Raw genomic sequence first — 26,139 nt, forward strand, 5'->3', positions numbered from 1 at the left:
TATGAGTATAATCAAAATTATTGGTATAGGTGATGACGGAAAAGAAAGTTTGTTGCCTATATATCAGAAATGGATTTATGAAAGTGAGTTGCTGGTAGGTGGAGAAAGGCAATTATCTTTTTTTGAAGATTATACAAAAGAGAAGTTAGTCATTAAAAGTGGATTAAGCAATTTAGTAGAAACTCTTAAATCAATCAATAAAAAAGTCGTTGTACTTGCTTCCGGTGACCCTTTGTTTTATGGGATTGGTGGTTATCTATCTAAAAAAATGGAGGTTGAAATTTATCCCAACTTGAGCTCTGTTCAGCTTGCTTATGCAAAAGTAGGGGATAGCTGGCATAATGCTGATTGTATAAGCATTCATGGTAGAAGTATGAAAGGACTTGCTCAACGTATCAATGGAAAAGATAATGTGATTTTGTTAACAGATGATATAAACAATCCTCAAGCGATTGCTAAATATTTATTGAACTTTGGAATGACAGAATACCGAGCTTTTGTAGCAGAAAATTTAGGGAGTAAAGAAGAAAAAACAGGATGGTATGAGTTAGAGGAAATGAAAGATTCCACATATTCAAATTTAAACGTCGTTATTTTATTTCGACAAAAGAGAGCACCTTTTTGGACAATGGGGATTCCTGATCATGAATTCTCACAAAGAAAGCCAGATAAAGGATTAATTACGAAAAAGGAAGTACGGGTTTTAAGTTTAATGAATATGGCATTAAAACCAACAAGTATTGTTTGGGACATTGGGACATGTACTGGTTCAGTTGGCATTGAAGCGGGACGAATAGCAAAAGGTGGCGAAGTATATGCCATTGAAAAAAATGAAAAGGATTTAGAAAATTGTTTGGAAAATATGAAAAAATTCAGAGTAGATATGACTGTCAAACATAACAAAGCTCCAGAAGGGTTAGAGGATTTTCCTAATCCAGATGCGGTATTTATTGGAGGCAGTGGCGGTGAGTTAAAGAAACTATTAAATATATGCTGCAACCGTTTAAAACAAGACGGAAGAATCGTTTTAAATGCCGCTACAATCGAAACATTGTATGAAGCTAGTCAAGCTTTTAAAGAAGAAGGGTTTAAGGCTGATATTACGATGGCTCAGATTTCAAGAAGTAAACCTATCTTACATATGAATCGGTTTGATGCACTGAATCCTATATATATCATCACGGCGTATAGAGAAGAGGAGGATATAGAAATTGAGTAATTTAGGCACATTATATGGTATTGGTATGGGTCCTGGAGATCCTGAGTTGATTACAGTAAAAGCATTTCGCATACTGAAGGAATCTCCTGTTATTGCTTACCCAAAAAAGAGATCAGGAAGTAAAAGCTACGCTTTAGCGATTACTGAGCAATATATTAATCCACTGGAAAAAGAAATGTTAGGGCTAATTTTTCCTATGACTAAGGACAAATCAACATTAGAAAAGCAATGGAACAAAACAGTAGAAACGGTAAGTGAACAATTAAATCAAGGGAAAGACGTAGCTTTTGTAACTGAAGGCGATCCTATGCTTTATAGTACGTTTATCCATATGCAACGTTTGGTTGAGAAGCTTCACCGTGATATTCAAATCAAGGTTGTACCTGGTATTTCTTCTGTGAATGGAACTGCGGCTAGAATGGGATTGCCACTAGCAGATGGAGACGAGCAAGTAGCGATAGTACCGGCTACAAATGATGTTGAGAACATGCGAAAAGCATTAATTGAACATGATTGTGTTGTATTTATTAAAGTAGCAAAAGTTTTAGATATGATGATCGGTATTTTAAGAGAATTGGAATTAATAGATAAAGCGGCAGTTGTAACAAAAGTGACTTCTGAAGAAGAAAGAGTATGGACAAATGTTGAGGAACTTGAAGGAGCAGAATTGGAATATTTAACGTTAATGGTGGTGAGAAAATAGTGAAAATATATATTGTTGGAGCGGGTCCTGGAGACCCAGATTTGATTACCGTGAAAGGGTTGAAGTTATTACAGCAAGCAGATGTTGTGTTATATACAGATTCCTTAGTAAGTGAAGAATTAACTTCAAAAGCAAACTCTGAAGCAGAAGTGATCAAAAGCTCTGGGATGGCTTTAGATGAAATGGTAGATTTGATGGTGGATAAGGTAAAACAGGGAAAAATGCTCGTACGTTTACACACAGGTGATCCAGCTATGTTTGGAGCAACAATGGAACAAATGGCATTGCTCAAAAAAGAAGGCATTGAGTGCGAAATTATTCCAGGTGTAAGTTCTGTGTTTGCATCCGCAGCTGCCGTGGGTGCTGAGCTAACGATCCCTGAATTAACCCAGACGTTGATATTAACAAGAGCAGAGGGTAGAACGCCTGTACCTGAACTAGAACAACTAAAGAATCTCGCTTCACACCATAGTACAATTGCTTTATTCCTGAGTGCGACTTTAACCAAAAAGGTAACAAAGGAATTTATTGAAGCAGGATGGAGTGAACAAACTCCTGTTGCTGTCGTTCAACGAGCAACTTGGCCTGATCAAAAGATTGTAAGAACAACAATTGAAAATTTAGATAAGGATATGCGGGAACATGGGATTCGTGCACATGCTATGATTTTAGCTGGATGGGCGTTGGATCCAAATATTCATGAAAAAGAATATCGTTCGAAGTTATATGATAAAGAATTTACACATGGATATAGAAAAGGTGTGAAGTAATAATACTATTATATTTCCCTAATCAGGTGGAGTAGAGTCTCCAGCTGATTTCACGATGTTTAAGCTTTGCTTGAACGAGTTCACTCTGTTGGAATTATATCCTCTAGCTCATCATTGTGATTTTTGTGGTTTTTTAACAATTGAATAATTTTATGAAGAAAGAAGGTGTTGAAATGTCTTTTATCTCATTAAAAGAAGAAGAATTTCCTGTTATTGAGCAGAGTGCCGATTACGCTATCGTCGCCATCACTAAACATGGAGTAGCTCTCGCTAGATCTTTACATAAAAATTTTTCTAATTCAGATTTATACTATATGAATAAGTTTGAAGTTGGAGATGAATCCAGTAAAGGGATTCAAATGTTCCAAGGTTCCGTTAGAATGTTATTTCCAGCTCTTTTCCCTGTGTATAAAGGTATCATTATTATTATTTCCCTCGGGGCTGTTGTACGAATGATCGCCCCACTATTAAAGGATAAAAAAACAGATCCGGGCATTGTTGTCATTGATGACAAAGGTGAGCATGTCATTAGTGTACTTTCAGGACATTTAGGTGGAGCAAATGAACTAACTAAGGAAGTTGCTGCATTAATTGATGCAAAGCCTATAATTACAACTGCCTCCGATGTGCAAGGTACAATTCCTGTTGATTTATTTGGCCAACGTTTTGGATGGCAATGGGAATCAGCAGATAAATTAACGCCAGTAAGTGCTTCAGTAGTTAATGAAGAAAAGATAGCGGTTGTACAAGAATCGGGTGAACGAAACTGGTGGATGTATGATACGCCACTCCCAAATAACATTCATCTTTTTTCTACTATAAAAGAAGCATTAGCGCAGCAACCTCAAGCAGCCTTGGTTGTCACTCATCGATTACTCAATGATGAGGAAGAGGTTATATTGGATAATGGTGTGATGTATCGACCTAAAGTGATCGTATTGGGAATGGGTTGTAATCGAGGTACATCCTCTGATGAAATTGAACAAGTAATCAAAGAAACTTTAGAAGAACTAAACTTTTCTATAAAAAGTGTTAAAGCCATATGTACGATTGATTTGAAAAAAGATGAAATAGGTTTATTGGAAGTGGTTGATAAATACAATTGGGATTTTCAAATTTATACTCCTTCAGAGTTAAATGAGATTGAAATAGATCAGCCATCAGATACCGTTTATAAGTACACGGGGGCTTTTGGGGTAAGTGAACCTGCAGCAATACGGTATAGTGGCGTTGACAAATTAACTCTAATAAAGAAGAAGTCTGGTAACGTAACGATTTCCGTAGCAGTGATGAAATTTGATGATAGATTTTGATGAATAGATCATGATGTGAGATATTTTTATAAATCAAAATTTGATGAAAACAATTTCATGTTTGAACATTTAAATTGTTAAGTAAAAAAAGCTACCATTCAGTCCTACAGAAAATTGGATAAGATATAATGAAAGCAAATTTTTAATCAGCACAATAAAATTTTATAATGGATAAATGTAAAGAATTTAAATGGATAAATTGTAACAAATTTAGATGGATAAAAATTTAAACGTCATTATTTCAAATTTGATAGAATTAGCGGTAATTTATGGTCTTATATCACTTTTTTTGCGCAATTTTTATAAATAACGGTATATGATGGTCTTAATTCGCCCAATTATAAAGGTTTAACCTTAAATTTCATGAAAATATGGTGAATAAGACCACGAATTCCCTCTAATTTATGATGAAGAGGCGAATGAAATAGAATAAGACCACGAATTTCCCTTAATTTATGATGATGGAATGAATTTTCTGAAATAAGACCAAGCAGTATTATTCTCAATTAAACCCCACTGAAAGAATGCTTCACTTTATAAACAGTGAACTCGTTTAAGCAAAGCTTAAACATCGAGAAATCAGATGGGGATTCTACTCCACATGATTAAAAGACCCCACCTATAGAGGTGGGCGTCTTATGCTAAAAATTATAGGATAAATTAAAAACGGAGGGATAAATATGCTTCACCATGTAGAAATCTATGTTTCTAATTTAAAGGAAACTATATCTTTTTGGGATTGGTTTCTGAAAGAATTAGGGTATGAAGTTTTTCAAAAATGGGATGCTGGCATAAGTTTAAAATATCAAGAGACGTATATTGTTTTTGTTCAAACTGAACAGAGGTTCTTAGATGTTCCATACCATCGCTGTCGAACTGGTTTAAATCACCTCGCTTTTCATGCAAAATCAAAGGAACATGTGGATGAAATCACTTTGAAATTGAAGGAAAAAGGAATTCAGATCCTATATACAGACAAACATCCTTATGCAGGTGGAGAAGACTATTATGCGGTTTTTTTTGAAGATCCTGATCGCATCAAGGTAGAATTGGTTGCACCATAAATTGAATCTCAATCGATAATTAAAAATAATTCATAAATTAAAAACGAATAAGGCAATCAATTTAAATGAATGAAAACGATCAGTTGAAGTAAGATTGGGAATTTTGATTTCAGTAACGAATACAGCATGTTCAATTGATAATAGGAAATGTAGATGATTCAGATGAGATAGAAGAAATCTTTTTTTGAATACAATAATCTTTTTAAAAGATGCTCTAATAAGCGTAAAGGGTGAGGTAATGAACAAACAACGACGTATTGTGATCGCAGGAACAGGGAGTGGTGTCGGTAAAACAACCACTACCATTGGTTTGATGGCTGCTCTCAAACGTAGAGGATTAACTGTACAAGGTTTTAAATGTGGTCCTGATTATATTGATCCAACGTATCATACAGCAGTAACAGGCAGAGTCTCTCGTAATTTAGATAGCTGGATGACTTCTGCAAATACAGTTAAAGAAATTTATGAGCGTGGCAGCAAAGGTGCGGATATCTCTATTATTGAAGGTGTAATGGGTTTTTATGATGGCAAAAATCCTAAAACAAATACGGGAAGTACGGCAGAAATAAGTTTATTAACAGAAAGTCCTGTCATTTTGGTAGTGAATTGTCAAAGCATGGCACGCAGTGCTGCAGCTATTGTAAAAGGTTTTCAGATTTTGGAAGAAAAGGTGAACATCGTAGGTGTCATTGCCAATAAAGTAGGAAGCGAAGGTCACTATAAGCTTGTGAAAATTGCAATAGAGCAAGAATGCGGTATACCTGTCATCGGATATTTGAAAAGGGAAAAGCACATTCATATACCAGAGAGACATTTAGGGCTGATTCCTTCAATTGAAAGAGGAGAATTGGATTCATTTTTTGAATCATTAGCAGATTTAATAGAAAATACGATAGATTTGAATCAATTGTTACAGTTATCCGAAGCCCCGGTCTTAGAAGTTATTCCAGAATTATTTAAAGAAAAAGGGAAGAGACCATTAGAAAAAAACATTTCAATCGCAGTAGCTAAGGATGCGGCATTTCATTTCTACTATCCTGAAAATTTAGAGTTGCTGGAAGCTTACGGAGCTGATATAGTATATTTCTCACCTTTAGCTGGAGAAACAGTTCCAGAAGGAGTAAAGGGTTTATATATCGGTGGGGGTTTTCCAGAGGAATTTGCAGAACAACTTTCTGAAAATTTAGATGTGAAAGAATCGATCAAACATACCATTGAAGCTGGTATACCAACTTTGGCTGAATGCGGTGGATTTATGTACTTAACGGATGGGATTGAAACGACAGATGGATGTGAGCTTCCTATGGTTGGTCTTATCCCGGGCAAAGTTAAAATGCAAAAGAAACTAGCAGCTTTAGGTTATAGAGAAATCAAAGGAAATACAGACAACTTTTTATTAAAGGATCAGATTGAAGCCAAAGGGCATGAATTCCACTATTCTACTTTTGAAGCAAACAAAACATTTGAGTATGCCTATGAAACCAAAGGGATGAGGGGATCAAAACAAGAGGGCTACTTAAACCACAATCTTGTAGCTGGTTATACTCATTTTCATTTTGCTTCGAATCCTACGTTAGTGAAGCACTGGATAGAAAAGTGTTTGGTAGATTTAAGAAAAAATAAGTAAATGATAGATTTGTTGAGTAAACATTAGAAAAAAGCAATTAAGCTAACCATAATCTCTTAATATAAGTTATTTTAAAACTATGAAATTCAATATATAGTGGGTTATAATCATATTCACCACTAGATATTGTGGTTATTACAATATTGAAGGAGATTATATGAAAATAGTTTATGCTTCGAAAACAGGTAATGTGAAACGTTTCATAGAGAAGTTAAATGTTGACTCCATTCATTTGCATACAAAGCTAAAGATGCATGAGGAATTTATTTTAATTACATATACAACTGGTTTTGGTCAAGTGCCTGAAGAGGTTGAACAGTTTTTACAATTTAATCATCATCACATGGTAGGAGTAGTAGCAAGTGGGAATAGAAACTGGGGAAACAACTTTGGTAGAAGTGCAGATATTATCTCTGCTCAATATGGTGTCCCTGTTTTACATAAGTTTGAATTATCAGGTACGACAAAGGATTTAAAGGTATTTAAGGAAAGGGTGTTACTCGTTGAAGCATATTGAGCTTAATAATGAAGTAATGAAACAACAAGATGATTTCTTTCAATTAGAGAAGGATCAAGAGGCTGTTAGAGCGTTTATGGAGGAAGTAAATGAAAATACCGTTCAATTTAATTCCTTAAAAGAAAAGATAGATTATTTAGTAGAGAATGATTTTTATTATGATGTGTATAAAGACTATTCCATTGTGCAAATTGAAGAAATCTATCAGTGTGCACACTCGTATGATTTTCAATTTCAATCTTATATGGCTGCATCCAAGTTTTACAAAGATTATGCAATGAAAACAAATGATAAGAAAAAATATTTAGAACATTACGAAGATCGAGTAACGATTGTAGGTTTATATTTAGGTCAAGGGAACTATAACAAAGCTAGAAAGTTAGTAGAGGCAATGATGGAACAAAGATATCAGCCTGCTACGCCAACATTTCTAAATGCTGGTAAAAGCCGTAGGGGTGAGATGGTTTCCTGTTTTCTATTAGACATAGATGATAGTTTGAATTCTATTAATTTTAATTTAAATACTTCCATGCAATTATCTAAAATTGGGGGAGGAGTTGCATTAAATTTATCTAAACTACGCTCACGCGGAGAATCTATCAAAGAAGTGGCTGGGGCAGCTAAAGGTGTATTACCTGTCATGAAATTACTAGAAGACTCTTTTGCTTATGCCGATCAAATGGGTCAACGTAGAGGTTCTGGTGCAGTTTACTTAAATATATTTCACTGGGATGTTATTGAGTTCCTAGATACAAAAAAAATAAATGCAGACGAAAAAAGCAGGATTCAATCTCTTTCCATTGGACTAATTATACCGAACAAATTTTTTGAACTTGCAGAGAAAAACGAGCCCTTCTGTATGTTTGCTCCTTATTCTGTTCGAAAAGAATACGGTGTTCATCTCGATGATATAAACATCGACAAAATGTATGATGAATTGTTGGCCAATCCCAATGTAAAAAGAAAAGAAATGAATGCAAGAGATATGTTGATCAAGATATCTTCTACTCAGTTAGAATCAGGATATCCTTACATTATGTTTAAATCGAATGCTAACAACCAGCATGCCTTGAAGGACATTGGTGAAATCAAAATGTCAAACTTATGTAGTGAGATATTCCAATTGCAGGAGACATCCATCATAAGAGATTATTCAGAGCCTGATGAAATCAATCGAGATATCAATTGTAATTTAGGTTCGATTAACATTGTGAATGTGATGAAAACAAAAAAAGTAAGAGATTCAGTACACATGGGAATTGACGCCCTCACAACAGTGTCAGATTTAACGAATATTAACAACGCCCCAACTGTAAAAAAAGCGAATGATGAATTACATTCTATCGGTTTAGGTGCAATGAACTTACATGGTTTTTTAACAAAAAACAAAATTGCCTATGAGAGTGAAGAGGCGAAGGATTTTGCAAATACATTTTTTATGATGGTTAACTTCTATTCTCTTGAAAAGAGCATGCTGATTGCACAGGAGCGTGGACAAGCATTTAAAGATTTTAGCAAATCAGAATATGCAAAAGGTACTTATTTTACAAAATACATAAAGAATAATTGTGCTCCGAAAACAGAAAAGGTAAGGAATTTATTTGAAGGAATTGAAATTCCTACGAATGAGGATTGGAAAAACCTACAACAACAAGTTCAACAGCATGGATTATATAATGCATATCGTTTAGCGATTGCGCCTACCCAATCTATCAGTTACATTCAAAATTCTACCTCTAGTGTAATGCCAGTTGTAGATCGAATTGAAACGAGAACGTATGGAAATTCAACTACGTATTATCCAATGCCATTTTTGTCTAGAGAAAATATGTTTTATTATAAATCTGCGTTTAATATGAATCAGTTTAAATTAATTGATTTAATTGCAGAAATACAACAGCATGTGGATCAAGGAATAAGTACAATATTGTATGTAGATAGCAATATTTCAACTAGAGAGTTAGCAAGGTATTACATTTATGCAAATAAAAAAGGATTGAAATCACTTTATTATACGAGAAATAAAAGATTAGATATTGAAGAATGTACATCTTGTGCGGTGTAATGAAGGAGTGGAATGATGAAAGCTGTAAATTGGAATCAACCAGATGATGAGTTTACAAAAATGTTTTGGGATCAAAATTTGTTGCAATTTTGGATAGATACAGAAATTCCTTTATCTGAAGACAAAATGAGCTGGATGGAATTAACTGATACAGAGAAGGAAGTTTATAAGAAAGTATTAGGTGGACTCACTTTGTTGGATACTGAGCAAGGTGGAATAGGTATGCCAATGATTAGTCAAAATCTTGATGGTTTGCAGCAGAAAAGTGTGCTGGGATTTATGGGAGCTATGGAACATATTCATGCAAAAAGCTATAGCAGTATTTTTTCAACTTTATGTACGACTGAAGAGATCAATGAAATATTTGGATGGGTAGAAGAGAACGAGTATCTTCAAAAGAAAGCAAAAATCATCTCTGCTAATTATCAAAATATTAATACGAAATTAGATCAATATTTAGCGATGGTTTCTAGTGTTTTTTTAGAATCTTTTTTATTCTACAGCGGTTTTTATTATCCTTTGTTTTTGGCAGGACAAGGAAAACTAGTACACAGTGGTGAAATCATTAATTTGATTATAAGAGATGAATCTATTCATGGTGTTTATATTGGATTGTTAGCGCAAGAAATTTACAAAGAGTTAAATGATGAAGAAAAGCTAGAAGCGGATCTAAAAGTAAAGCTACTATTACAAGAACTATATTTAAATGAAGAAAACTATGCAAATGAATTATACAGACCATTGGGAATACAGGAAGATGTGAAACAATTTAGTAGATATAATGCAAATAAAGCATTAATGAATTTAGGTTTAGAACCATGTTTTCCTGATGAAGAAATTAATGCGATTGTTTTAAACGGTTTAAATACAAATACTAAAAACCATGATTTCTTTTCAACAAAAGGGAACGGTTATATTAAGACATTAAATGTTGAGAAATTGACGGATGATGATTTTGTGTTTGAAATGTAGTTAATATAAAAGAAGGTATGAAACCGTATGGTGTTAGCAGCATCTGCGGTTTTTTTATGGTTCTAATAAAATCATTCTACAATAGAATGTTTATTTATGGAAATACTTAAAAATACTGTTACTGAAGTTCTTGTTGATGAATTTGACATTTTGGGTGATGTAAAATGAGTAATGAAATTTTAAAAATAACACAACATCGAGAGTTTCCTGTACCTTCAACACCATGGATTATGAAACAAACCTGGAACGACTTGTTGTTTGCTCACTGGCCTGTTCGTGTCAACGAGATAAGAGATCATATTCCTTCTAGTTTAACTGTTGATGAGTTCGATGGGTTTGCTTGGATTGGCATTGTCCCTTTCCATATGAGTAATATAAGAATGAGGTTGCTACCACCAGTTCCTTTTACATCTTTTTTTCCAGAAATCAACGTGAGGACATATGTGAAGTATAAAGGGAAGTCAGGTGTGTATTTCTTTAGTTTAGATGCGATGAATCATTTGGCTGTTTTCATGGCTAGGAAGTTTTTTTCTTTAAAATATTATTATTCACATATAGAGCATAACTGTAAGTCTGGTATCCACTATTATGAAAGTAAGAGGATGAAGAAGGATAAAGTAATGGCTGGTTTTACTGGAAGCTATAAACCTAAATCAAAGCCCTATAGAACAATTAAAAGCTCCTTGGATTATTGGTTAACCGAAAGATACTGTTTATTTTGTAATGATAAGAGTTATTTGTACAGAGGAGATATTCATCATTTTCCATGGGAACTTCAACATGCAGAAGCTAAGATTGTGGAGAATTCAATGACCTCGCCACTAGGAATAAATTTATCTTCTGACAAACCTATATTACATTTTTCTAAAAAAATGGATGCTTTACTTTGGTTATTAACTAAGGTGGGTGATATTCGTTGATAAGGGTTAGAACAGCCGACTTTCATGGATGCTTTGATTTAATATATGATGTATAATATTTTTAAGATATAACCGTAGGAGTCGACACTGTATGGTTTTTTTATACAAGAATTTGGATTCCTATAGAATCTTTATGTTCTGACTAATTTTTATAAAATTGAAAAGACCGTAGCAGGTCTTTTTTTTGTGCTTTGAAAGGAGGTGATCAACATGATAGATAATATTGTGAATGCTCAAAATAGAATGTACGTTTTCCTAATGGATAGTTTGAACAACCTTGATGGAGGTTATTAAGATTATGATGTTTTCTGAATTGTATACGCTTTTATGTTTACATTTATATGAACATTTTGTTAAAAAATCAAACAGTGATGAATAGTATATTTTGATAAAATGAAAGGTGTGTTTAGGGTGATAGATAAATATGTTTCTCAATTAATTGGATTGGTCATTTTTCATTATTTTTAGTAAAGTGCTGAGGTTTAATAGATTAAAAAAGGATGGGAATTGAATCTTCCCTTCCTGAATCTTTATTCTGTCAAAATTGATCAAATAAATGAGAGAAGATTTAGTCAATATGATTTTATTTTGAGTAACAATAACTTCATAATGAACTGATTCTTCATCAGTTTCCTAAGTATATACAATAAGTCTGTATTGCTTACTTGAGATAATATCATCTATATGTTGACTATTATTTGGAGAATCTAACCAAGCCACCATACTATCTTCTTGTTCAAAAAGAATCCAATTAATGGGTTCATTTTTATGAGGAGTTCAATGCAATGGATTGATGTGTTTGTTTTTGAATGTTATCATATGGAACAATATATTTGTACTTTAAGGAATCTCTAAAATTTCAAAACTATGAGGTGCTGACAAATGAGAAATGAAGATGTAGTAATGAGTCAAATTATAACGTATGCTGAGAATAATGATATGGTTAGAGCAGTTATCTTAAATGGATCACGTGCTAATCCAAATACAACAAATGATATATTTAGTGATTATGATGTTGTGTTTCTAGTAAAAGATCCTAAATATTTCGTTGATCATCAAGAGTGGATTCAACAATTTGGTGAGACGATCATTATGCAACAAAATGATATCGATGAAGATAATGGTGTAGAATCTTATATATTTTTAATGATTTTTGAAGACGGAGTAAGAATAGACTTGTTGTTTCGTTCAATAGAGAAAATAGATAAGTGTATGGAAGATAGTCTTAAAGTTAAGCTTTTGGATAAGGACAACATATTACCTGAATTCGAACCCGCAAATGAGGAGAAATATTTTACACAAAAACCAACGAAACAAAAGTTTGATAAAGCTTGTAATAACTTCTGGTGGTGTTCAACTTATGTGGCTAAGAGTATTTGGAGAGATGAATTATCCTATGCAAAATATATATATGATGTCGTCATGAAAGATCATATGCTTGATTTGATTTCTTGGTACATAGGCAGCAAAAATGATTGGAAAGTAAATACGGGTTCACTTGGTAAATATTATAAAAAATACTTACCTATAGAGTTGTGGCACTCTTTTGAAAAAACATATTCTGGATCAAGTTATGAAGAAATTTGGGAATCGCTTTTTGAAGCAGGAAAATTATTTAGAAAACTAGGGTTACCTACTGCAGAGCATCTTGGTTATGAATATCCGTTTGAAGATGATGAAAAAGTAACTGAATATCTAAAAAAAGTAAAAAATCTTCCCAAAGACGCAAAGAAAATTGTTTAATTTCCTTCACCTCACATATGAATTTAAACGGGTTTTATGATTAGATTTTAACTTTAAGTATCAAGCCTTTTATATTCAAGTTTGATCCTAAAATATTTTGTGTACAGAAGCCCATCTCTATAGGTGGGATCTTCAAATCAGGTGGAGTAGAGTCTCCATCTGATTCCTCGATGTTTAAGCAAAGCTTAAACGAGTTCGCTATGTTTATAGCCTTAAATTAGTGGTTAATAATTTAATTGTAAAATGAGGTGTGATCATGGATCCTTTTAAAATATTAAATAAGATAATAGATAAATATAAAAATATATTAGATGAAAATCTTGTAGGAATATATTTACATGGTTCTTTAGCGATGGGTTGTTACAATCCTTCAAGTGATATAGATTTTTTAGTTGTAGTAAATAAACCTATCCAGCTAAATGTAAAAAAAGAATTGATTAATGTCATATTACATTTAGAAGATGTACCTCCAAAGGGAATTGAAATGAGCATTATTTTAGAAAAATATGCCCAGAAAATAGTTTATCCTACACCATTTGAACTTCATTATTCTAATTTTCATAGAGACAGATATTTATCTGATCATAATTATGTATGCGGTGATTCTGAAGATCCAGATCTAGCAGCTCAGTTAAATATAGTTGTCCATAGAGGGGTTTGTTTATATGGGAAAGAAATAGACGAGGTATTTAATGAAGTACCGAGAGAAGTCTATATTAACTCTATACATTACGATGTTCGTAATGCAAAGAGTCAAATCCTAGAAGATCCTGTTTATATTATTTTAAATTTATGTAGGGTTTTAAATTATTTGAAAGAAAATGTGATTTGTTCAAAACTTGAAGGAGGAGAGTGGGGCAAAGAAAATTTGCCACAAAAATATAGAATATTAGTAGAAGATGCAGTGAAGGTATATATGGATGACTTATCGGAATTTTACTGTAGTCATCAAATATTAATTGAATTCGCTGAATATATGTTAAATGAAATCCAAGAAATGATAGAAAGAAAAAAGATTCATTACTTATCGCAGAACCAAATGGAGTCTTGAGTAATAGATTAGGAGGACATTATATTATGCTAGAAAGTAAAAATATTATACTTAGAACAATTAAAGAGGAAGATCTTCAGCAGATATATAAACTTACCAATGATTTATCCGAGCGAGGGGAGTACTTACCTCTTCATTTACGATCTGAGCAAGATTTCCAAAAAAAGTTTAAAGAAACAGGCTATTGGGATGAAGAGTATGGTAGAATGCTGATTACTGATAAATCTGACAGTATATTAGGAGATATTATATATTTTAAAAATGATAAATATATGCAAGGATATGAAATTGGGTATCAAATATATAAAAAAGAAAATATGGGAAAAGGTATAATTTCTGAAGCACTCCGTATTTTTTCTGCTTATTTATTTGATATAAAACCAATTCAACGTCTGGAAATAATTGTTAATATCAATAACGTTGGGAGTCGCAAAGTAGCTGAAAAGTGTGGATATAAGTTTGAAGGAGTAAAAAGAAAAGCCGTGTTTCTAAGAGGAACATACCAGGATGTAGATCTGTTATCACTTCTTAGGGAAGAGTGTCCATCTCTATCTGAAGTTTTGAGGTATGAGAACAATGAGTAATAATTGTACATATGTAAATTGGGATGGACATAAAGTAAGGTGAAATATTAACACACAAATAAGAGAAGATATAATTACAAAAGAGCAATAAATTTTAGGATGCCATCCAAAAGCATTAAAATTATATGATTAAGATCATAAATGCTAGAATGGTATTTTTAGCAGGTTAATAATGCATTTATATAATGTAATGAAGCTACAATGCGTTAAAGTAATATATTGTAAATTGATCCAATGATATGGAAAATAATGATTGACCATTAGCTTGTCTTAAATTACAATATAAGTAATTAAAGGTAAGGATGTATACTTGTTTGTCGTTCATTTTGTACTTTCTAATCGTAGGTGTAGTTATGAAAGGGCTTACAAAATTATCGGTAAGATCAAGGTTCTTTTTTAAATTATAGTCATTTGTTATGAAAGAAAATGTACTCTATACATGTTCTTTTTTTCTGTAAAAAACGTATTTATTAAATATACATGATCCATAAAGCAAAAAGATTAGATTTACAAATTGAATATGAAAATACTAGAGTTTAGTGGAATTGTTTGTAACCTCTTGCCTTTAAGGAATAGTGGTTTATTTGGGGGTGTATCTTACGTATTACTGGAAGAAAGGCTTTAACAAATAGTACTAAGCAAAAAATATATGAGGTGATTTATTTTGACATATGCTAACATAAAAACTGCTTTACCAGGACCAAAATCAAAAGTAATTATGGATAAAATGGAAAGATTTGTAGCTGAAGCAAAAGTGAAAAAAAGCCTAGTCCCCTCTATTATTAAAGAAGCCAATGGTGCTGTTATTAGAGACATAGATGATAATACTTTTATAGACTTGGCTGGTGGTGTAGGTTCGCTAAATGTGGGTCACAGTAACCCATTAGTTGTTGATCAGGTTTTAGAGACTAGTAAAAAATATACACATACTGACTTTACAGTTATCCCTTATGAACCTTATATAGACTTAGCTGAAAAACTATGTATGAGAGCGCCAGGGACATTTCATAAAAAAGCATGTTTTTTAAATTCTGGTGCAGAAGCAGTTGAAAGCGCAGTAAAAATTGCTAGAAAATATACGGGAAAGAAAGCAATCATTTGTTTTGAAGGTGCTTTTCATGGTAGGACCTATATGGCTCTTACCCTAACTAGTAAAGTGAGACCATATAAAGCTGAGATGGGTCCGTTTGCTTCAGATGTTTATCGAATTCCTTATCCTTATACTTATCGTTGGCCGGGTCATCCAAGTGAAGAAGAAGTATGTGATATTGCCATAGAGCAATTAAAAAATGTATTTGAATATAGGGTTGCTGCAGAAGAAACAGCCGCTGTAATAATTGAACCCATTCAAGGTGAAGCTGGATTTATCGTACCTCCTAAAAGTTATTTAAATCGAGTACAGCAATTATGTAAAGATTTAGGCATTCTTTTTATCGTTGATGAAGTACAAACTGGTTTTGGAAGAACTGGGAAGTTTTTTGCATCTGAACACTTTGGACTAGAGCCTGACTTAATTACAGTAGGTAAGTCAATTGCAGCAGGTTTACCTCTCTCAGGTGTAATAGGAAAGGCAGAAATTATGGATTCAGCTGGTGATGGTGCAATTGGAGGAACGTTTGTAGGAAATCCTGTCGCTTGTTCTGCAGGACTTGGTGTGGTAGAATCATACGATGAGTTGGATTTAGGAAATAGGGCAAACAAAATTGGTGAAAAAATAAGAGCTGCGTTTGAAGCTCTTTCAGAGAGATCTTCATTAGTGGGTGAGATCAGAGGAGTTGGAGCCATGGTCGCAATCGAGCTAGTGAATGATCAATCAACTAGAGAACCTGCAACCGAACAAACCACTAGAATCATTCATGAATGTGTTCAAAGAGGTGTGATATTATTTAAAGCTGGAATATATGGAAATGTTTTAAGGTTTTTATGCCCTTTAGTTATTACCAATGAACAACTAGATGAGGCACTAACGATTATTACTGAAGTTATTGAATCAGTGGAAACTATTCAATCGTAAGAGAAATTTTATTAAAAGCTAAAAAGGGTGGTTATGATAATGAAAAATATAATAAAAGCAAGTAATTTTATTGATGGAAAATGGGATGAATTTAGTAACAATACGATCACAAATGTTAATCCTGCAACGTTGGAGCCTGTCTCAACTATTAACATTTCAACTGAAGAAGATGTGAATAGAGCTGTTGAATCTTCTAAAAGAGCTTTCAAAGAATGGTCAAGTTTCCCAGCCCCTAAAAGAGGAGACATTTTATATAAAATTGCCGAGGAGCTAAAGAAAAGAAAACAAGAACTTAGTGAATTGATGACTTTAGAAATGGGAAAAGTGATCACGGAATCTGAGGGTGAGATACAAGAAGCGATTGACATGGCTTATTATATGGGAGGAGAAGGAAGAAGGTTAAGTGGAGAAGTTGTACCTTCAGAGCTTCCTAATAAAATGGCAATGGCGATTAGAGAGCCATTAGGAGTTATTGGTGCAATTTCAGCGTTTAATTTTCCTGTTGCGGTACCTTCTTGGAAAATATTCCCATCCCTAATTGTGGGAAATACTGTCGTTTGGAAACCTTCTCCAAATACTTCAGGAATTGCAGCAGAATTTGTAAAATGCATGGTAGATGCTGGGTTACCTAAAGGGGTTATTAATTTAGTTGTTGGTGGAGAAGACAAAGTTGGAGAGACATTGGTTTCTCATCCTGATGTATCTTTAATTTCTTTTACAGGATCAACACATGTTGGACAAAAGGTTTATCAAGCATGTGCTGCAAACCATAAACAAGTTTCCCTAGAATTAGGAGGGAAAAATGCGATTATTGTTTTGGAAGATGCTGATTTACCTTTAGCTGCTCGTGCAATTGCTTGGGGTGCTTTTGGAACTACAGGACAAAGATGTACTTCTACTAGTCGTGTTATTGTTCAAAAATCTGTTTTAGAAGAATTGACTCCATTACTATTGGAGGAAGTAGCGCAATTAAAAATCGGAAACGGGATAGATCATGATGTGAACGTTGGTCCATTAATAAATAAAGAAGCATTATTGAGAGTTGAGCAATATGTAGAGTTAGCTAAAAAGGATGGCGTTCCAATTCATTATGGTGGAAATAAGATTGGTGACGAAGGGTACTATTTTGAACCTACTGTCATTGGACCGGTATCACCTTCAAGTGCATTTGCAACTGAAGAAATTTTTGGTCCTATTTTATCGATCATAACTGTAGAAACATTTGATGAGGCTATTGAAGTGAACAATTCCGTTGATTTTGGTTTATCCTCAGCTATCTTTACTAAAGATTTGAATAAAGCTATGAAAGCTGTTCGCAAAGTGGATACAGGAATTGTATATATTAACCATAGTACTTCCGGTGCTGAGATCCAAATGCCATTTGGTGGTACTAAACACACTGGGAATGGTAAACGTGAAGCGGGTCAAGCAGCGTTAGATACGTTCAGTGAGTGGAAAACAATTTATATCGATTATAGTGGGGATTTGCAAAGAGCTCAAATCGATGTTGATTTTGCATAATAAAGTAACAAGTTTATTTAAACAGAATTAGGAAATATCTAAACTTATTTTAAAAAAGCCACTAATGTATGAATAGATTTGAATTCTACTCATGATCATATTTAGTGGTTTTTTAGTTTATTTATTTTTATTTGTATTATTTAGTACTTCATTTAATTTGTTTTCGATTGTATCCAACTGCTGTTTTTTTCTTTTTGATGAGCGAATGAAATATACAATCAAGATTGGAACCATAAATAAAATAAGGAATGAGATTAGTTGATATATAATAGAACCGTCGATTGACAATGATTTCACCTCACTTTAACCTAAATACTATTATATTCATTTTAAATGTAAAAGCAAAGGTATAAAGAAATAAGTAGGTTACAGAAAATTCTTCCTTAACATCGCTCAAGTTAAGTTTAACGGTATAATATTATTCATGTGAGTTTGGATGAGTTAAATGGATGATAAATCGAAAGTTTATGTTTGGAGGTTAAACTCGTGATCACAATACAAGCCCAGAAATACGATGGTATGCCACACTATACATGGCAGGCTAAATTGTTGGATTTAAACGATGAATATTTAATTGTACTTTCATATCCAGAAACTGAAATAAAGCATTTTTCTAAAAATGAAGTGTTTACTGTTAACAATTGGTGGATTGAACTTTATCCATTTAAAAAATGGTTTACCATTTCTATGGAAGTGAAAAATAGAAAACCAAGAGATATCTATTGTAACATTGCCAAACCATCTAGTTATAAAAACGGACTGCTCACATTTATTGACTTAGATATAGATTTTGCAAAAAGAGATGGGAAGTGGAAGGTGCTTGATGAAGATGAATTTGAAACCCATCAAAAGAAATATAATTACCCAGTAGAAGTAGTGAACAAAGTATGGGAGACATTGGACAATTTGCAGTTTAACTTAAAAAATAATTATTTTCCGTTTGATGGTACTTTAGAAACATATATTAGTCAAATACCAGAATATAAAATGTAATTATATTAGATCTTTGGGGTATTTCTATTAACTAGTTATGAGATATCCAATAAAATTCAGATTTTATAGTGTGAATTTTGTTTTATTTTGCGCAAGTATCAAATAAAGGATCATACTATTAGTCATAACTTTTCTAATAGGTATGATCCTTTTATGTTTTTTCAATAAAAAACGCGATTTTTTTGAATAACTCTCAAGAAAACAAATGGTCAATTATTGTACTTGAAGCTGACGTTTCATTCACATCTCCTCTGAAGAGCTTCCAGTAGCTTGGTGCCATCGGGACTTCCTAATCCTGTACATGGATCCCAACCTTCTTTGGCAACATATGGTCCTCCTTCAATAATGACATTATTGTTTCCGATTGTAATATCATTAAAAGCAAGGTCCTCAGGACATAATTGATAAAAAATGGGATTTACAAATCCTAATCGACGACCTAATGCTTGATTCAAGTTGGCGATTAAACCTGCCCACAAAGGGGCTGATGCACTAGTTCCTCCTCCGATTATGAATTGATCATCTACAATAATTAAATAACCTGTAGAAGGATCCGCATTTGCAGCCACATCAGGAACACCTCGCCCCTGATTTCTGTCGGGATTGGCTGACCGGGGAACCCCTGCATTAAATTGATAGGCTGGTAACATAAATACGTCACTAACGCCTCCACCTGTTGCGGCAGGTATTCCTCTATTTATGTTATTCCATACAACTTCCTTACAACTTTTTTGACATCTCTGCACTCTGAGAGAGGTTCCCCCAACACCCAGAGCAAAAGGACTGGATGCTGGGAAATCAACATTAAAGACTTGCCCGGTGCTTCCATCAAGTACACCTTGAGAACCAATATCGCCTGATGAAGCACAAGCCGTAATACCTAATGAACCAGCCTCCTGCAGTCTTTGGTTAAATGCTCTTATGAAACCAGGTGGCTCAAGCAGTTCAACAGTGGCAATACTCATTGAAAGTACAGACGGGTTATTAATGTTATCATTAATAACCGTAGTTAGCGCATTTAAAAAACCTCTTGGTGTATTAGGTGCAAAGTACACAATAATTTTTGCTCCAGGAGAGGCAGCACCAGCTGTATCAATATCTAAAGTAACTTCCATATCAGCCTCTGGACAAACACCAGGGTTATTTTGAGCGCCATCTACACTGACAACTGTAATTTCGGGTACAGGAAGATTAACAATGTTAAAATAATCTATAATATCCTGCTCTAAAAACCCCCCTGCAAGTTCAATGATAGCAATGGTCTGTTGATTAAATAAAATATTGGGGAAATTATAGATTTCAGCTACTTCAGGAGCAGTGAAAACCGTGATCCCTTTGTTATCTTTGCTACACTTCTGGGTTCCTTTCAGAGTATGGGAATCGGGTCTTACAATGGCACTGTTATCTAAATCAAGAACGGTTTCAATGAGGTGATGAAGTGGTTCGGGGATGTGTAATTCCCCCTTATAACCCCGGTATTTTTCATTAGGAGGGTTATATGCCATCAGCTTAATTTTGAAGACTTCATTAAAATGTTTGACCTTCCCAGATAATTCCATTGTCCCTGCCAAAGCGTCTCTGTTTTCTACTTTAAGATCATAACGTTCAGCAAACTTCTCTACCTCTTCAAAATGTTCAGGAGGAGTCCTGCATAGTGTAAAAAATTGTTCATGACTCATATGGTTCTCAACAAGGGAGTCTGAACACTCTATTTCGTTCATTCTCTTTGTTATAGCTTCCTTTAAAGGCAGTGGGCGCTGCATGACGATCATGACTGAAATCCTCTCTTCTAGATCTAGAGGATGACTTAGCTCTGTATAACTCATTAGCATCACTTCCTAATTTATATTAGCCCCAAAAAGTCAAGTCTTATAAATTTAATTTTTTTGTGACAGGTTTTTGCATCGTTATCTTTTGATTTTAGAGCCTTGTGCTCCTGATAATTTAGGGAATATTTTGAGGTTAAATCATTGTATGAGTTCTTGATTGAATGTATGTATCGTATCACTGGGCGGTTATGGAATTTTCAGGTGTGGTATAATAAGGTTGTTATATCACAAAGGAATGTAATTCATGATTTTCGGATATGCACGAATCAAAACAACTGTGCAAAATTTAGTCGTACAACGTTATAACGTTATATTGATGGAGGATAGATAGACTGGAATGAAAATCATATATTTAGTTAGTCTTACTATGTATTTGGTTATTTTAATGATTTATTTTTATTTCCTTGAACCAATTTTTGAAGGAAATAAGGTGTTATCGCTTTTAGTACTTGGTATATTTTCGGCTTTACATGGTTATCTTTCAAAAATACTCGAATCACACTTCAACTTCCTATCAAAAAAAATGGATGGTCAAATGGCTGTATTTATAATATTTGGATTGATTTTATTTCTTTTAATCTTTACCTAAAAAGTACATTCAAAGTTAGTGTATTATTTTGTTCCAAATATAGACTTGGTGAAATAACTAATATTGATATATTTATGCGATTTATTGAAAATCTTGGCCAAGGAATTAAGGATGAAATTAAAATAGTAAGATATACTGAAGAAGGAGATCCAATCTTGCGAGACATTGAGTTCGATGGGGAAAATATTATTACAACAATTGATACTACAAGAGACCGTTTTGGCAAAGGACAGGTAAGTACTTTTATATGTAAAACAATCAAAGTAGAAGAAATAGAAGAGCTGAATCAGTATAAGCATTACCTATTAAATGATTGTAATCAAGAGTATATTGATACTTCTATCTTGGTTATTCAGAAGTAATTGGAAAGTACATGTCTTAGAAGATTAGATTAGGCTATTAATTATTTTATTGAAGGTCATCATATTCGAATAAAATATTTACTTTTATGTTTAAACAATGCTGAAAAACTATAGCAAATCTAAACCTGTTGTATTCAGCTATCATTCACTAAAAACAATGCTAGATAATTCTTCTGCAACAGCATTCAAATTATGACTGATATTATTAATAACAATAATTGTTACCTTATCTTCAATATATCGAAGAACAAGAGATGTATATCCAATAGTACCGCCAGAAAATAGGACGTATTTTTTATTTAGATTGTCTCCAGTCGTACAACCATAGCCAAATGGTTCAAAATAGGATTGGTACATTTTATCAATTGAGATTCTTTTAAGTAACGTATCGGTATATAATGCTTTATCAAGTAAAGCTAAATCATGAACATTTGAAAACATTTCTCCGGCTGCATACAAATTAGAAGAATAAATTGTTGGTATTCTTTTTAAGTCAGAATCAACCCATTCATAACCCTCAGCTAAGTTGTTTCCTTTAGTTAGATTATCTGGAAATCCTGTTAGTTTCAAATTTAGAGGTTTCAAAATATGATCGTTAATATATTCTTCATAGGATTGTCCTGAAATTTTTTCTATAATTAGACCTAATAAAATATAGTTTGAATTTGAATATTCACTTTGTAGACCTGGATTAAAATTTAGTGGTTTATTTTTGAAAATATCAAAAGTCTGCTCAACGCTCATTTTTTCTGTAAAACAATCTAAAAAATGTTCCGTATCAAAAAAGTTAGGAACTCCAGAGCCATGAGCTAGTAGATGGTGAATGGAGATTTTATTACTTTCTTCATATTCAGGAAAAAAGCGTTCACAGGTTTCGTGTAAATCTAGTAAATCTTTTTCATAAAGCTGCATAATAGCAATCGCAGTAAAAGTTTTTGTGATGGACCCTACATAGAACTGAGTATTACTCTGATTCGGTATGTTGTCTTCGAAGTTAGCCATGCCAACTCCCCCACTTTCGATAACTTCCCCATCCTTTGAAATTAAGAATGCTCCATTGAATTGTTGCTTTTCAGATAAATTAGTAATATATTTTTTTATTTTATTTATCAAAATTATCGCTCCTGTAAGATTGAGGTTTTCACAAAAACATAGATTAGCTCTAAATTTAATATAGTTAAACAATGGTAGAGTGTCAACACTTTAATGACCATAAGCTTTGAAAAAAAGTTGACAATGGAAAAATTTATAAATAAAATATGAGTATACTCATTATTGAGCATGCTCATATTTTATTTATACTTTTTTAATATCATGAGTAATTAAAAAACAACAAAAGAGAGAATGATATTGGAATTAGAAAGAGGAGGAATTAAAATGATGAAGCGATTATTTACATTTATATTCCGTGCAACTACAACAAAACCAAAAACAGTATTAGCTGTTTCACTTTTGGTAACTATTTTATTGGGATTTGCGACCGTAGGTTTAAAAATGGAGGTTAGCTGGGTTGGATTAACACCAAAGGATCATCCATCTGTGAAGCAATATGACAAAATTATGGAGCATTTTCCATCGATGAACAATATCATCGTGATTGTAGAAGCGGAGAATCCCGCTAAACTTGATCAAGCAGTTGAAACTGCTAAGGGGAGGCTGCTCTTATTAGATGAATATGTGCAAAGTGTTTCTGCTCAGGTGGATGAGGATTTTCTCATTAAAAATGGTCTTATGTTATTAGATGAAAATGTGATTGAAATGACAGGAATGGCCTTAAGTGATCCTAATCTAGATCGTTATTTATCTTTTATGAATAGGAACTTAACAGTGGTTTCTAATCAGATAAAAGAGGGTAACGTCATGACAAACCAAGAAGAACAGGAGATCGCATCTTCTTTGATAGGTATGGACTGGTTTTTCCACTCTGTATTAGTAGAAGAGAATGAACAACTTGACAGGGGTGTGAGTAGACTTGTATTCGGGGACCCTTATACCAGGTCAATAGACGGTACCCAAATAGTGATGATGGTTCAGCCTACATTTGATATCACTGATTTTGAAAAAGTAGCTCCTGGAGTGAATACAATTGAAGCGGAACTTGTTCAAATAGAAAAAGAAATTTCTGGGATTAGCTATGGATTGACTGGAATGCATGTTGTTGGTAAAGATGAATTAGAAAGTACAGAATCTGATTCTATTCTAACAACGGTAATCGCTATGATAGGTATATTCATTGTATTGTATGTGGCATTTCGTATGATTTCTGTCCCTATTTTGGCTTTTATCCCTCTTCTTATTGGGGTGATATGGGATTTTGGAATCGTTTCTCTAGTCATTGGAAGATTAAATATAATTACAGTTTTTACTTTCGTAATTCTAATTGGACTTGGCATTGACTTCTCTCTACATCTACTAAGTGGATTTACGGAAAAACGGAGTAAAGGAGCTGGGAAGAAAGAGTCCTTAGAGTATACACTTCTAAAGGTGGGACCAAGTATATTGATAGGTGCTTTATCTACAGCCTTTGCATTTTTTGTCATGATGACCAGCTCGTTGGATATGTTAAAAGAGTTAGGTTTTGTAATGGGGTCTGGAATATTGACTACTGTTCTTGCTGTATTTTTCATCTTACCTTCAATTCTTATCTTAGGTAAACAAAAAAATCTATCCAAAGTAAAGGGCGAATATAAATCTCTTGGAAAAACAGCATCTTTTAGCCATCGCTATCGTTATGTAGTGTTATGTGTTGTAATCGTTTTTATAGGAATAATTGGTTTTAAATCCACAGACAATGAATTTGATCTAAACATGCTTAATTTGGAACCAAAAGGATTAGAATCTGTTGAATTAATGGAGAAAATGAGTGAGGATTTCGGAATGAGTTCTGAAGGACTTCTAGTTGAACAGGGAAGTCTAGAAGATATTTATAAGTTGTCCCAACAATTAAAAAATGAAGAATCTGTTTCAGACACAATGAGTATTGCTGATATATTACCTGATGTTGAAGTTCAAGAGCAGCGGATGCAAACGATTGAAAAAATAGAAAATGTACTTTCGAAACAAATGCCTTATCGATCAGTTACAAAAGAAGAATTTTTACAAGGATTAGAAGATATAGAGGATACAATCCAAACATTGTATGAGCATGCAGAGACAGATCGTTTAAAGCACGCAAGTAAACTGTTTTTCGAAGACGGTGGTCAGCCATCGAATTTAAATCTGTTTATAGATCGAATAAATAATATGTCTACACAACAGTTCGAATGGATGCAATTAGAATTTTATACACTACTTCAAAGTAAAAGTAAGCAAATGTTAGATCCTAAAATACTTGGTCTTGATGATTTACCAAATGATTTGAAATCACAATTAGTTAGTAAAGATGGAAAACACTTTTTACTGACTGCTTACCCTAACTTTGACATTTGGGAAGAGTTAAAAAATAAAAAAGGCGAAAACTTCATTTATATGTTACAAGAATTAGATTCTGGATTTACAGGCACACCGATTTTTATGAAGACATTGTATGATTCCGTTAAGGATGAAATTGTGAGAACGGGGATACTAGTTTTACTTGTTTTATTTACGATTTTGTTACTTCACTTCAGATCCTTTAAATATGCATTGTTGGCGTTTTTACCCTTAATCTTGGCACTTGTATTAACTTCAGGTATGATGGGGTGGCTAGGATTAAAATGGAATATCCTTAATGTTTTGGCTTTACCTCTTATTATTGGTATTGGTGTTGATGATGGAGTGCATTTGCTGCACCGTTATAAATCTACAAATCAATCTATAATTGAAGTTTTTTCTAGTGTGGGGAGAGCGATATTGATCACCACTTTGACAACAATGTTTGCGTTTGGATCTTTAATGCTTGCAAGCTATAGGGGCTTATCTTCTTTAGGAACTGCGTTATTTATCGGAGTTGGGTTTGCGTTTTTACTATCTATCATTGTCCTACCTATTTTCTTAAAAGATAGGGAGATGGTTTATTTGAAATTAGATAACGATGGTGAAAACAATTCTAAAACGCACAATGGTTAATATAACAATGTTAATCTTTTATAATTAATACATTAAAGTATAAAAGAGAAATATCTACAAATGCTTCTCCAATGGAGAGGTTTTTGTATGTTTCTAACATAAACTCAATTGATTAGTATGTGATTCGAAAACTTCTTTCGAACAATCTGAGTTAATTGTACTAGTAACTATAGAGATATTATTATTTTGGTGTAAGACAAATCGCAAGAAAAAATTTGCTAAATCAGTTATTATAT

Annotated in this window: 21 protein-coding genes; 18 read left to right on the forward strand and 3 right to left on the reverse strand. The window is 33.2% G+C overall.

Annotation, left to right across the window (positions count from 1 at the left end; all coding sequences use genetic code 11):
* The first annotated feature begins 1 nt into the window (after position 1).
* From cbiE to VQL36_RS09695, 15 genes are all read left to right on the forward strand, one after another.
* Positions 2-1,219: a precorrin-6y C5,15-methyltransferase (decarboxylating) subunit CbiE gene (gene cbiE, locus VQL36_RS09625; RefSeq protein ID WP_349249103.1), complete on the forward strand. Its 1,218-nt coding sequence runs from the start codon at positions 2-4 to the stop codon at positions 1,217-1,219.
* Positions 1,212-1,922, forward strand: a complete 711-nt coding sequence (cobI, locus tag VQL36_RS09630; protein WP_349249104.1) for a precorrin-2 C(20)-methyltransferase — start codon at positions 1,212-1,214, stop codon at positions 1,920-1,922. The genes cbiE and cobI overlap by 8 nt, the downstream gene beginning before the upstream one ends.
* Positions 1,922-2,692, forward strand: coding sequence for a precorrin-4 C(11)-methyltransferase (cobM, locus tag VQL36_RS09635; RefSeq protein WP_349249105.1), 771 nt, complete (start codon positions 1,922-1,924; stop codon positions 2,690-2,692). Before cobI ends, cobM begins: the two co-directional genes overlap by 1 nt.
* Positions 2,693-2,865: 173 nt before the next feature.
* Positions 2,866-4,005 carry a cobalt-precorrin 5A hydrolase gene (locus VQL36_RS09640; protein WP_349249106.1) on the forward strand — a complete coding sequence of 380 codons (1,140 nt, stop codon included), beginning with the start codon at positions 2,866-2,868 and terminating at the stop codon, positions 4,003-4,005.
* Between the two features lie 680 nt (positions 4,006-4,685).
* Positions 4,686-5,069, forward strand: coding sequence for a VOC family protein (locus VQL36_RS09645; RefSeq protein ID WP_349249107.1), 384 nt, complete (start codon positions 4,686-4,688; stop codon positions 5,067-5,069).
* Between the two features lie 238 nt (positions 5,070-5,307).
* On the forward strand, positions 5,308-6,696 hold the full coding sequence (locus VQL36_RS09650; RefSeq protein WP_349249108.1) for a cobyrinate a,c-diamide synthase: 1,389 nt from the start codon (positions 5,308-5,310) through the stop codon (positions 6,694-6,696).
* Between the two features lie 157 nt (positions 6,697-6,853).
* A complete protein-coding gene (gene nrdI / locus VQL36_RS09655; RefSeq protein WP_349249109.1) occupies positions 6,854-7,213 on the forward strand; it encodes a class Ib ribonucleoside-diphosphate reductase assembly flavoprotein NrdI in 360 nt (119 codons plus the stop codon).
* The gene (gene nrdE, locus VQL36_RS09660; protein WP_349249110.1) at positions 7,200-9,278 is read left to right on the forward strand and encodes a class 1b ribonucleoside-diphosphate reductase subunit alpha; all 2,079 of its coding nucleotides are present in this window, start codon (positions 7,200-7,202) and stop codon (positions 9,276-9,278) included. Before nrdI ends, nrdE begins: the two co-directional genes overlap by 14 nt.
* Positions 9,279-9,293: 15 nt before the next feature.
* Positions 9,294-10,250, forward strand: coding sequence for a class 1b ribonucleoside-diphosphate reductase subunit beta (gene nrdF, locus VQL36_RS09665; protein ID WP_349249111.1), 957 nt, complete (start codon positions 9,294-9,296; stop codon positions 10,248-10,250).
* 164 nt (positions 10,251-10,414) lie between these two features.
* Positions 10,415-11,170, forward strand: coding sequence for a DUF2071 domain-containing protein (locus VQL36_RS09670; protein WP_349249112.1), 756 nt, complete (start codon positions 10,415-10,417; stop codon positions 11,168-11,170).
* 882 nt (positions 11,171-12,052) lie between these two features.
* Complete coding sequence (locus VQL36_RS09675) at positions 12,053-12,913, forward strand: aminoglycoside 6-adenylyltransferase (RefSeq protein WP_349249113.1); 861 nt, start codon at positions 12,053-12,055, stop codon at positions 12,911-12,913.
* A 256-nt stretch (positions 12,914-13,169) separates the two neighbouring features.
* Complete coding sequence (locus VQL36_RS09680; protein ID WP_349249114.1) at positions 13,170-13,964, forward strand: aminoglycoside adenylyltransferase domain-containing protein; 795 nt, start codon at positions 13,170-13,172, stop codon at positions 13,962-13,964.
* 26 nt (positions 13,965-13,990) lie between these two features.
* Positions 13,991-14,548, forward strand: coding sequence for a GNAT family protein (locus VQL36_RS09685; RefSeq protein WP_349249115.1), 558 nt, complete (start codon positions 13,991-13,993; stop codon positions 14,546-14,548).
* A 664-nt stretch (positions 14,549-15,212) separates the two neighbouring features.
* Positions 15,213-16,562 (forward strand): 4-aminobutyrate--2-oxoglutarate transaminase, encoded by a 1,350-nt coding sequence (gene gabT, locus VQL36_RS09690; protein ID WP_349249116.1) that lies wholly within the window; start codon positions 15,213-15,215, stop codon positions 16,560-16,562.
* 39 nt (positions 16,563-16,601) lie between these two features.
* Positions 16,602-18,083 (forward strand): aldehyde dehydrogenase family protein, encoded by a 1,482-nt coding sequence (locus tag VQL36_RS09695; protein WP_349249117.1) that lies wholly within the window; start codon positions 16,602-16,604, stop codon positions 18,081-18,083.
* A gap of 117 nt (positions 18,084-18,200) precedes the next feature.
* On the opposite strand, the gene VQL36_RS09700 is transcribed toward VQL36_RS09695, so the two are convergent.
* Entirely contained in the window at positions 18,201-18,371 is a 171-nt protein-coding gene (locus VQL36_RS09700) for a DUF4083 domain-containing protein (RefSeq protein ID WP_349249118.1), read from the reverse strand.
* A gap of 198 nt (positions 18,372-18,569) precedes the next feature.
* Here VQL36_RS09700 and VQL36_RS09705 point away from each other — a divergent pair, with 198 nt between their 5' ends.
* Complete coding sequence (locus VQL36_RS09705; RefSeq protein WP_349249119.1) at positions 18,570-19,076, forward strand: DUF402 domain-containing protein; 507 nt, start codon at positions 18,570-18,572, stop codon at positions 19,074-19,076.
* 236 nt (positions 19,077-19,312) lie between these two features.
* On the opposite strand, the gene VQL36_RS09710 is transcribed toward VQL36_RS09705, so the two are convergent.
* On the reverse strand, positions 19,313-20,902 hold the full coding sequence (locus VQL36_RS09710; protein ID WP_349249120.1) for a S53 family peptidase: 1,590 nt from the start codon (positions 20,900-20,902) through the stop codon (positions 19,313-19,315).
* A gap of 645 nt (positions 20,903-21,547) precedes the next feature.
* On the opposite strand from VQL36_RS09710, the gene VQL36_RS09715 reads away from it, so the two are divergent.
* The gene (locus tag VQL36_RS09715; RefSeq protein WP_349251156.1) at positions 21,548-21,856 is read left to right on the forward strand and encodes a DUF4362 domain-containing protein; all 309 of its coding nucleotides are present in this window, start codon (positions 21,548-21,550) and stop codon (positions 21,854-21,856) included.
* 141 nt (positions 21,857-21,997) lie between these two features.
* Here the strand turns inward: VQL36_RS09715 and VQL36_RS09720 are convergent, their stop codons facing one another.
* Positions 21,998-22,969, reverse strand: coding sequence for a serine hydrolase domain-containing protein (locus VQL36_RS09720; RefSeq protein WP_349249121.1), 972 nt, complete (start codon positions 22,967-22,969; stop codon positions 21,998-22,000).
* 264 nt (positions 22,970-23,233) lie between these two features.
* Here VQL36_RS09720 and VQL36_RS09725 point away from each other — a divergent pair, with 264 nt between their 5' ends.
* Positions 23,234-25,903 carry an efflux RND transporter permease subunit gene (locus VQL36_RS09725; RefSeq protein ID WP_349249122.1) on the forward strand — a complete coding sequence of 890 codons (2,670 nt, stop codon included), beginning with the start codon at positions 23,234-23,236 and terminating at the stop codon, positions 25,901-25,903.
* The last annotated feature ends 236 nt before the right edge of the window (positions 25,904-26,139 follow it).

It is taken from the genome of Chengkuizengella sp. SCS-71B, assembly GCF_040100845.1.
Lineage (GTDB): Bacteria > Bacillota > Bacilli > Paenibacillales > KCTC-33759 > Chengkuizengella.

Bases quoted from the DNA above. Each gene is read 5' to 3' on its own strand.
- VQL36_RS09695 (WP_349249117.1), top strand. From the start codon at position 16,602: ATGAAAAATATAATAAAAGCAAGTAATTTTATTGATGGAAAATGGGAT.
- nrdI (WP_349249109.1), top strand. From the start codon at position 6,854: ATGAAAATAGTTTATGCTTCGAAAACAGGTAATGTGAAACGTTTCATA.
- VQL36_RS09710 (WP_349249120.1), bottom strand. From the start codon at position 20,902: ATGAGTTATACAGAGCTAAGTCATCCTCTAGATCTAGAAGAGAGGATT.
- VQL36_RS09670 (WP_349249112.1), top strand. From the start codon at position 10,415: ATGAGTAATGAAATTTTAAAAATAACACAACATCGAGAGTTTCCTGTA.
- cbiE (WP_349249103.1), top strand. From the start codon at position 2: ATGAGTATAATCAAAATTATTGGTATAGGTGATGACGGAAAAGAAAGT.
- VQL36_RS09675 (WP_349249113.1), top strand. From the start codon at position 12,053: ATGAGAAATGAAGATGTAGTAATGAGTCAAATTATAACGTATGCTGAG.
- VQL36_RS09650 (WP_349249108.1), top strand. From the start codon at position 5,308: ATGAACAAACAACGACGTATTGTGATCGCAGGAACAGGGAGTGGTGTC.
- VQL36_RS09725 (WP_349249122.1), top strand. From the start codon at position 23,234: ATGATGAAGCGATTATTTACATTTATATTCCGTGCAACTACAACAAAA.
- nrdF (WP_349249111.1), top strand. From the start codon at position 9,294: ATGAAAGCTGTAAATTGGAATCAACCAGATGATGAGTTTACAAAAATG.
- VQL36_RS09645 (WP_349249107.1), top strand. From the start codon at position 4,686: ATGCTTCACCATGTAGAAATCTATGTTTCTAATTTAAAGGAAACTATA.
- VQL36_RS09640 (WP_349249106.1), top strand. From the start codon at position 2,866: ATGTCTTTTATCTCATTAAAAGAAGAAGAATTTCCTGTTATTGAGCAG.
- VQL36_RS09680 (WP_349249114.1), top strand. From the start codon at position 13,170: ATGGATCCTTTTAAAATATTAAATAAGATAATAGATAAATATAAAAAT.
- VQL36_RS09685 (WP_349249115.1), top strand. From the start codon at position 13,991: ATGCTAGAAAGTAAAAATATTATACTTAGAACAATTAAAGAGGAAGAT.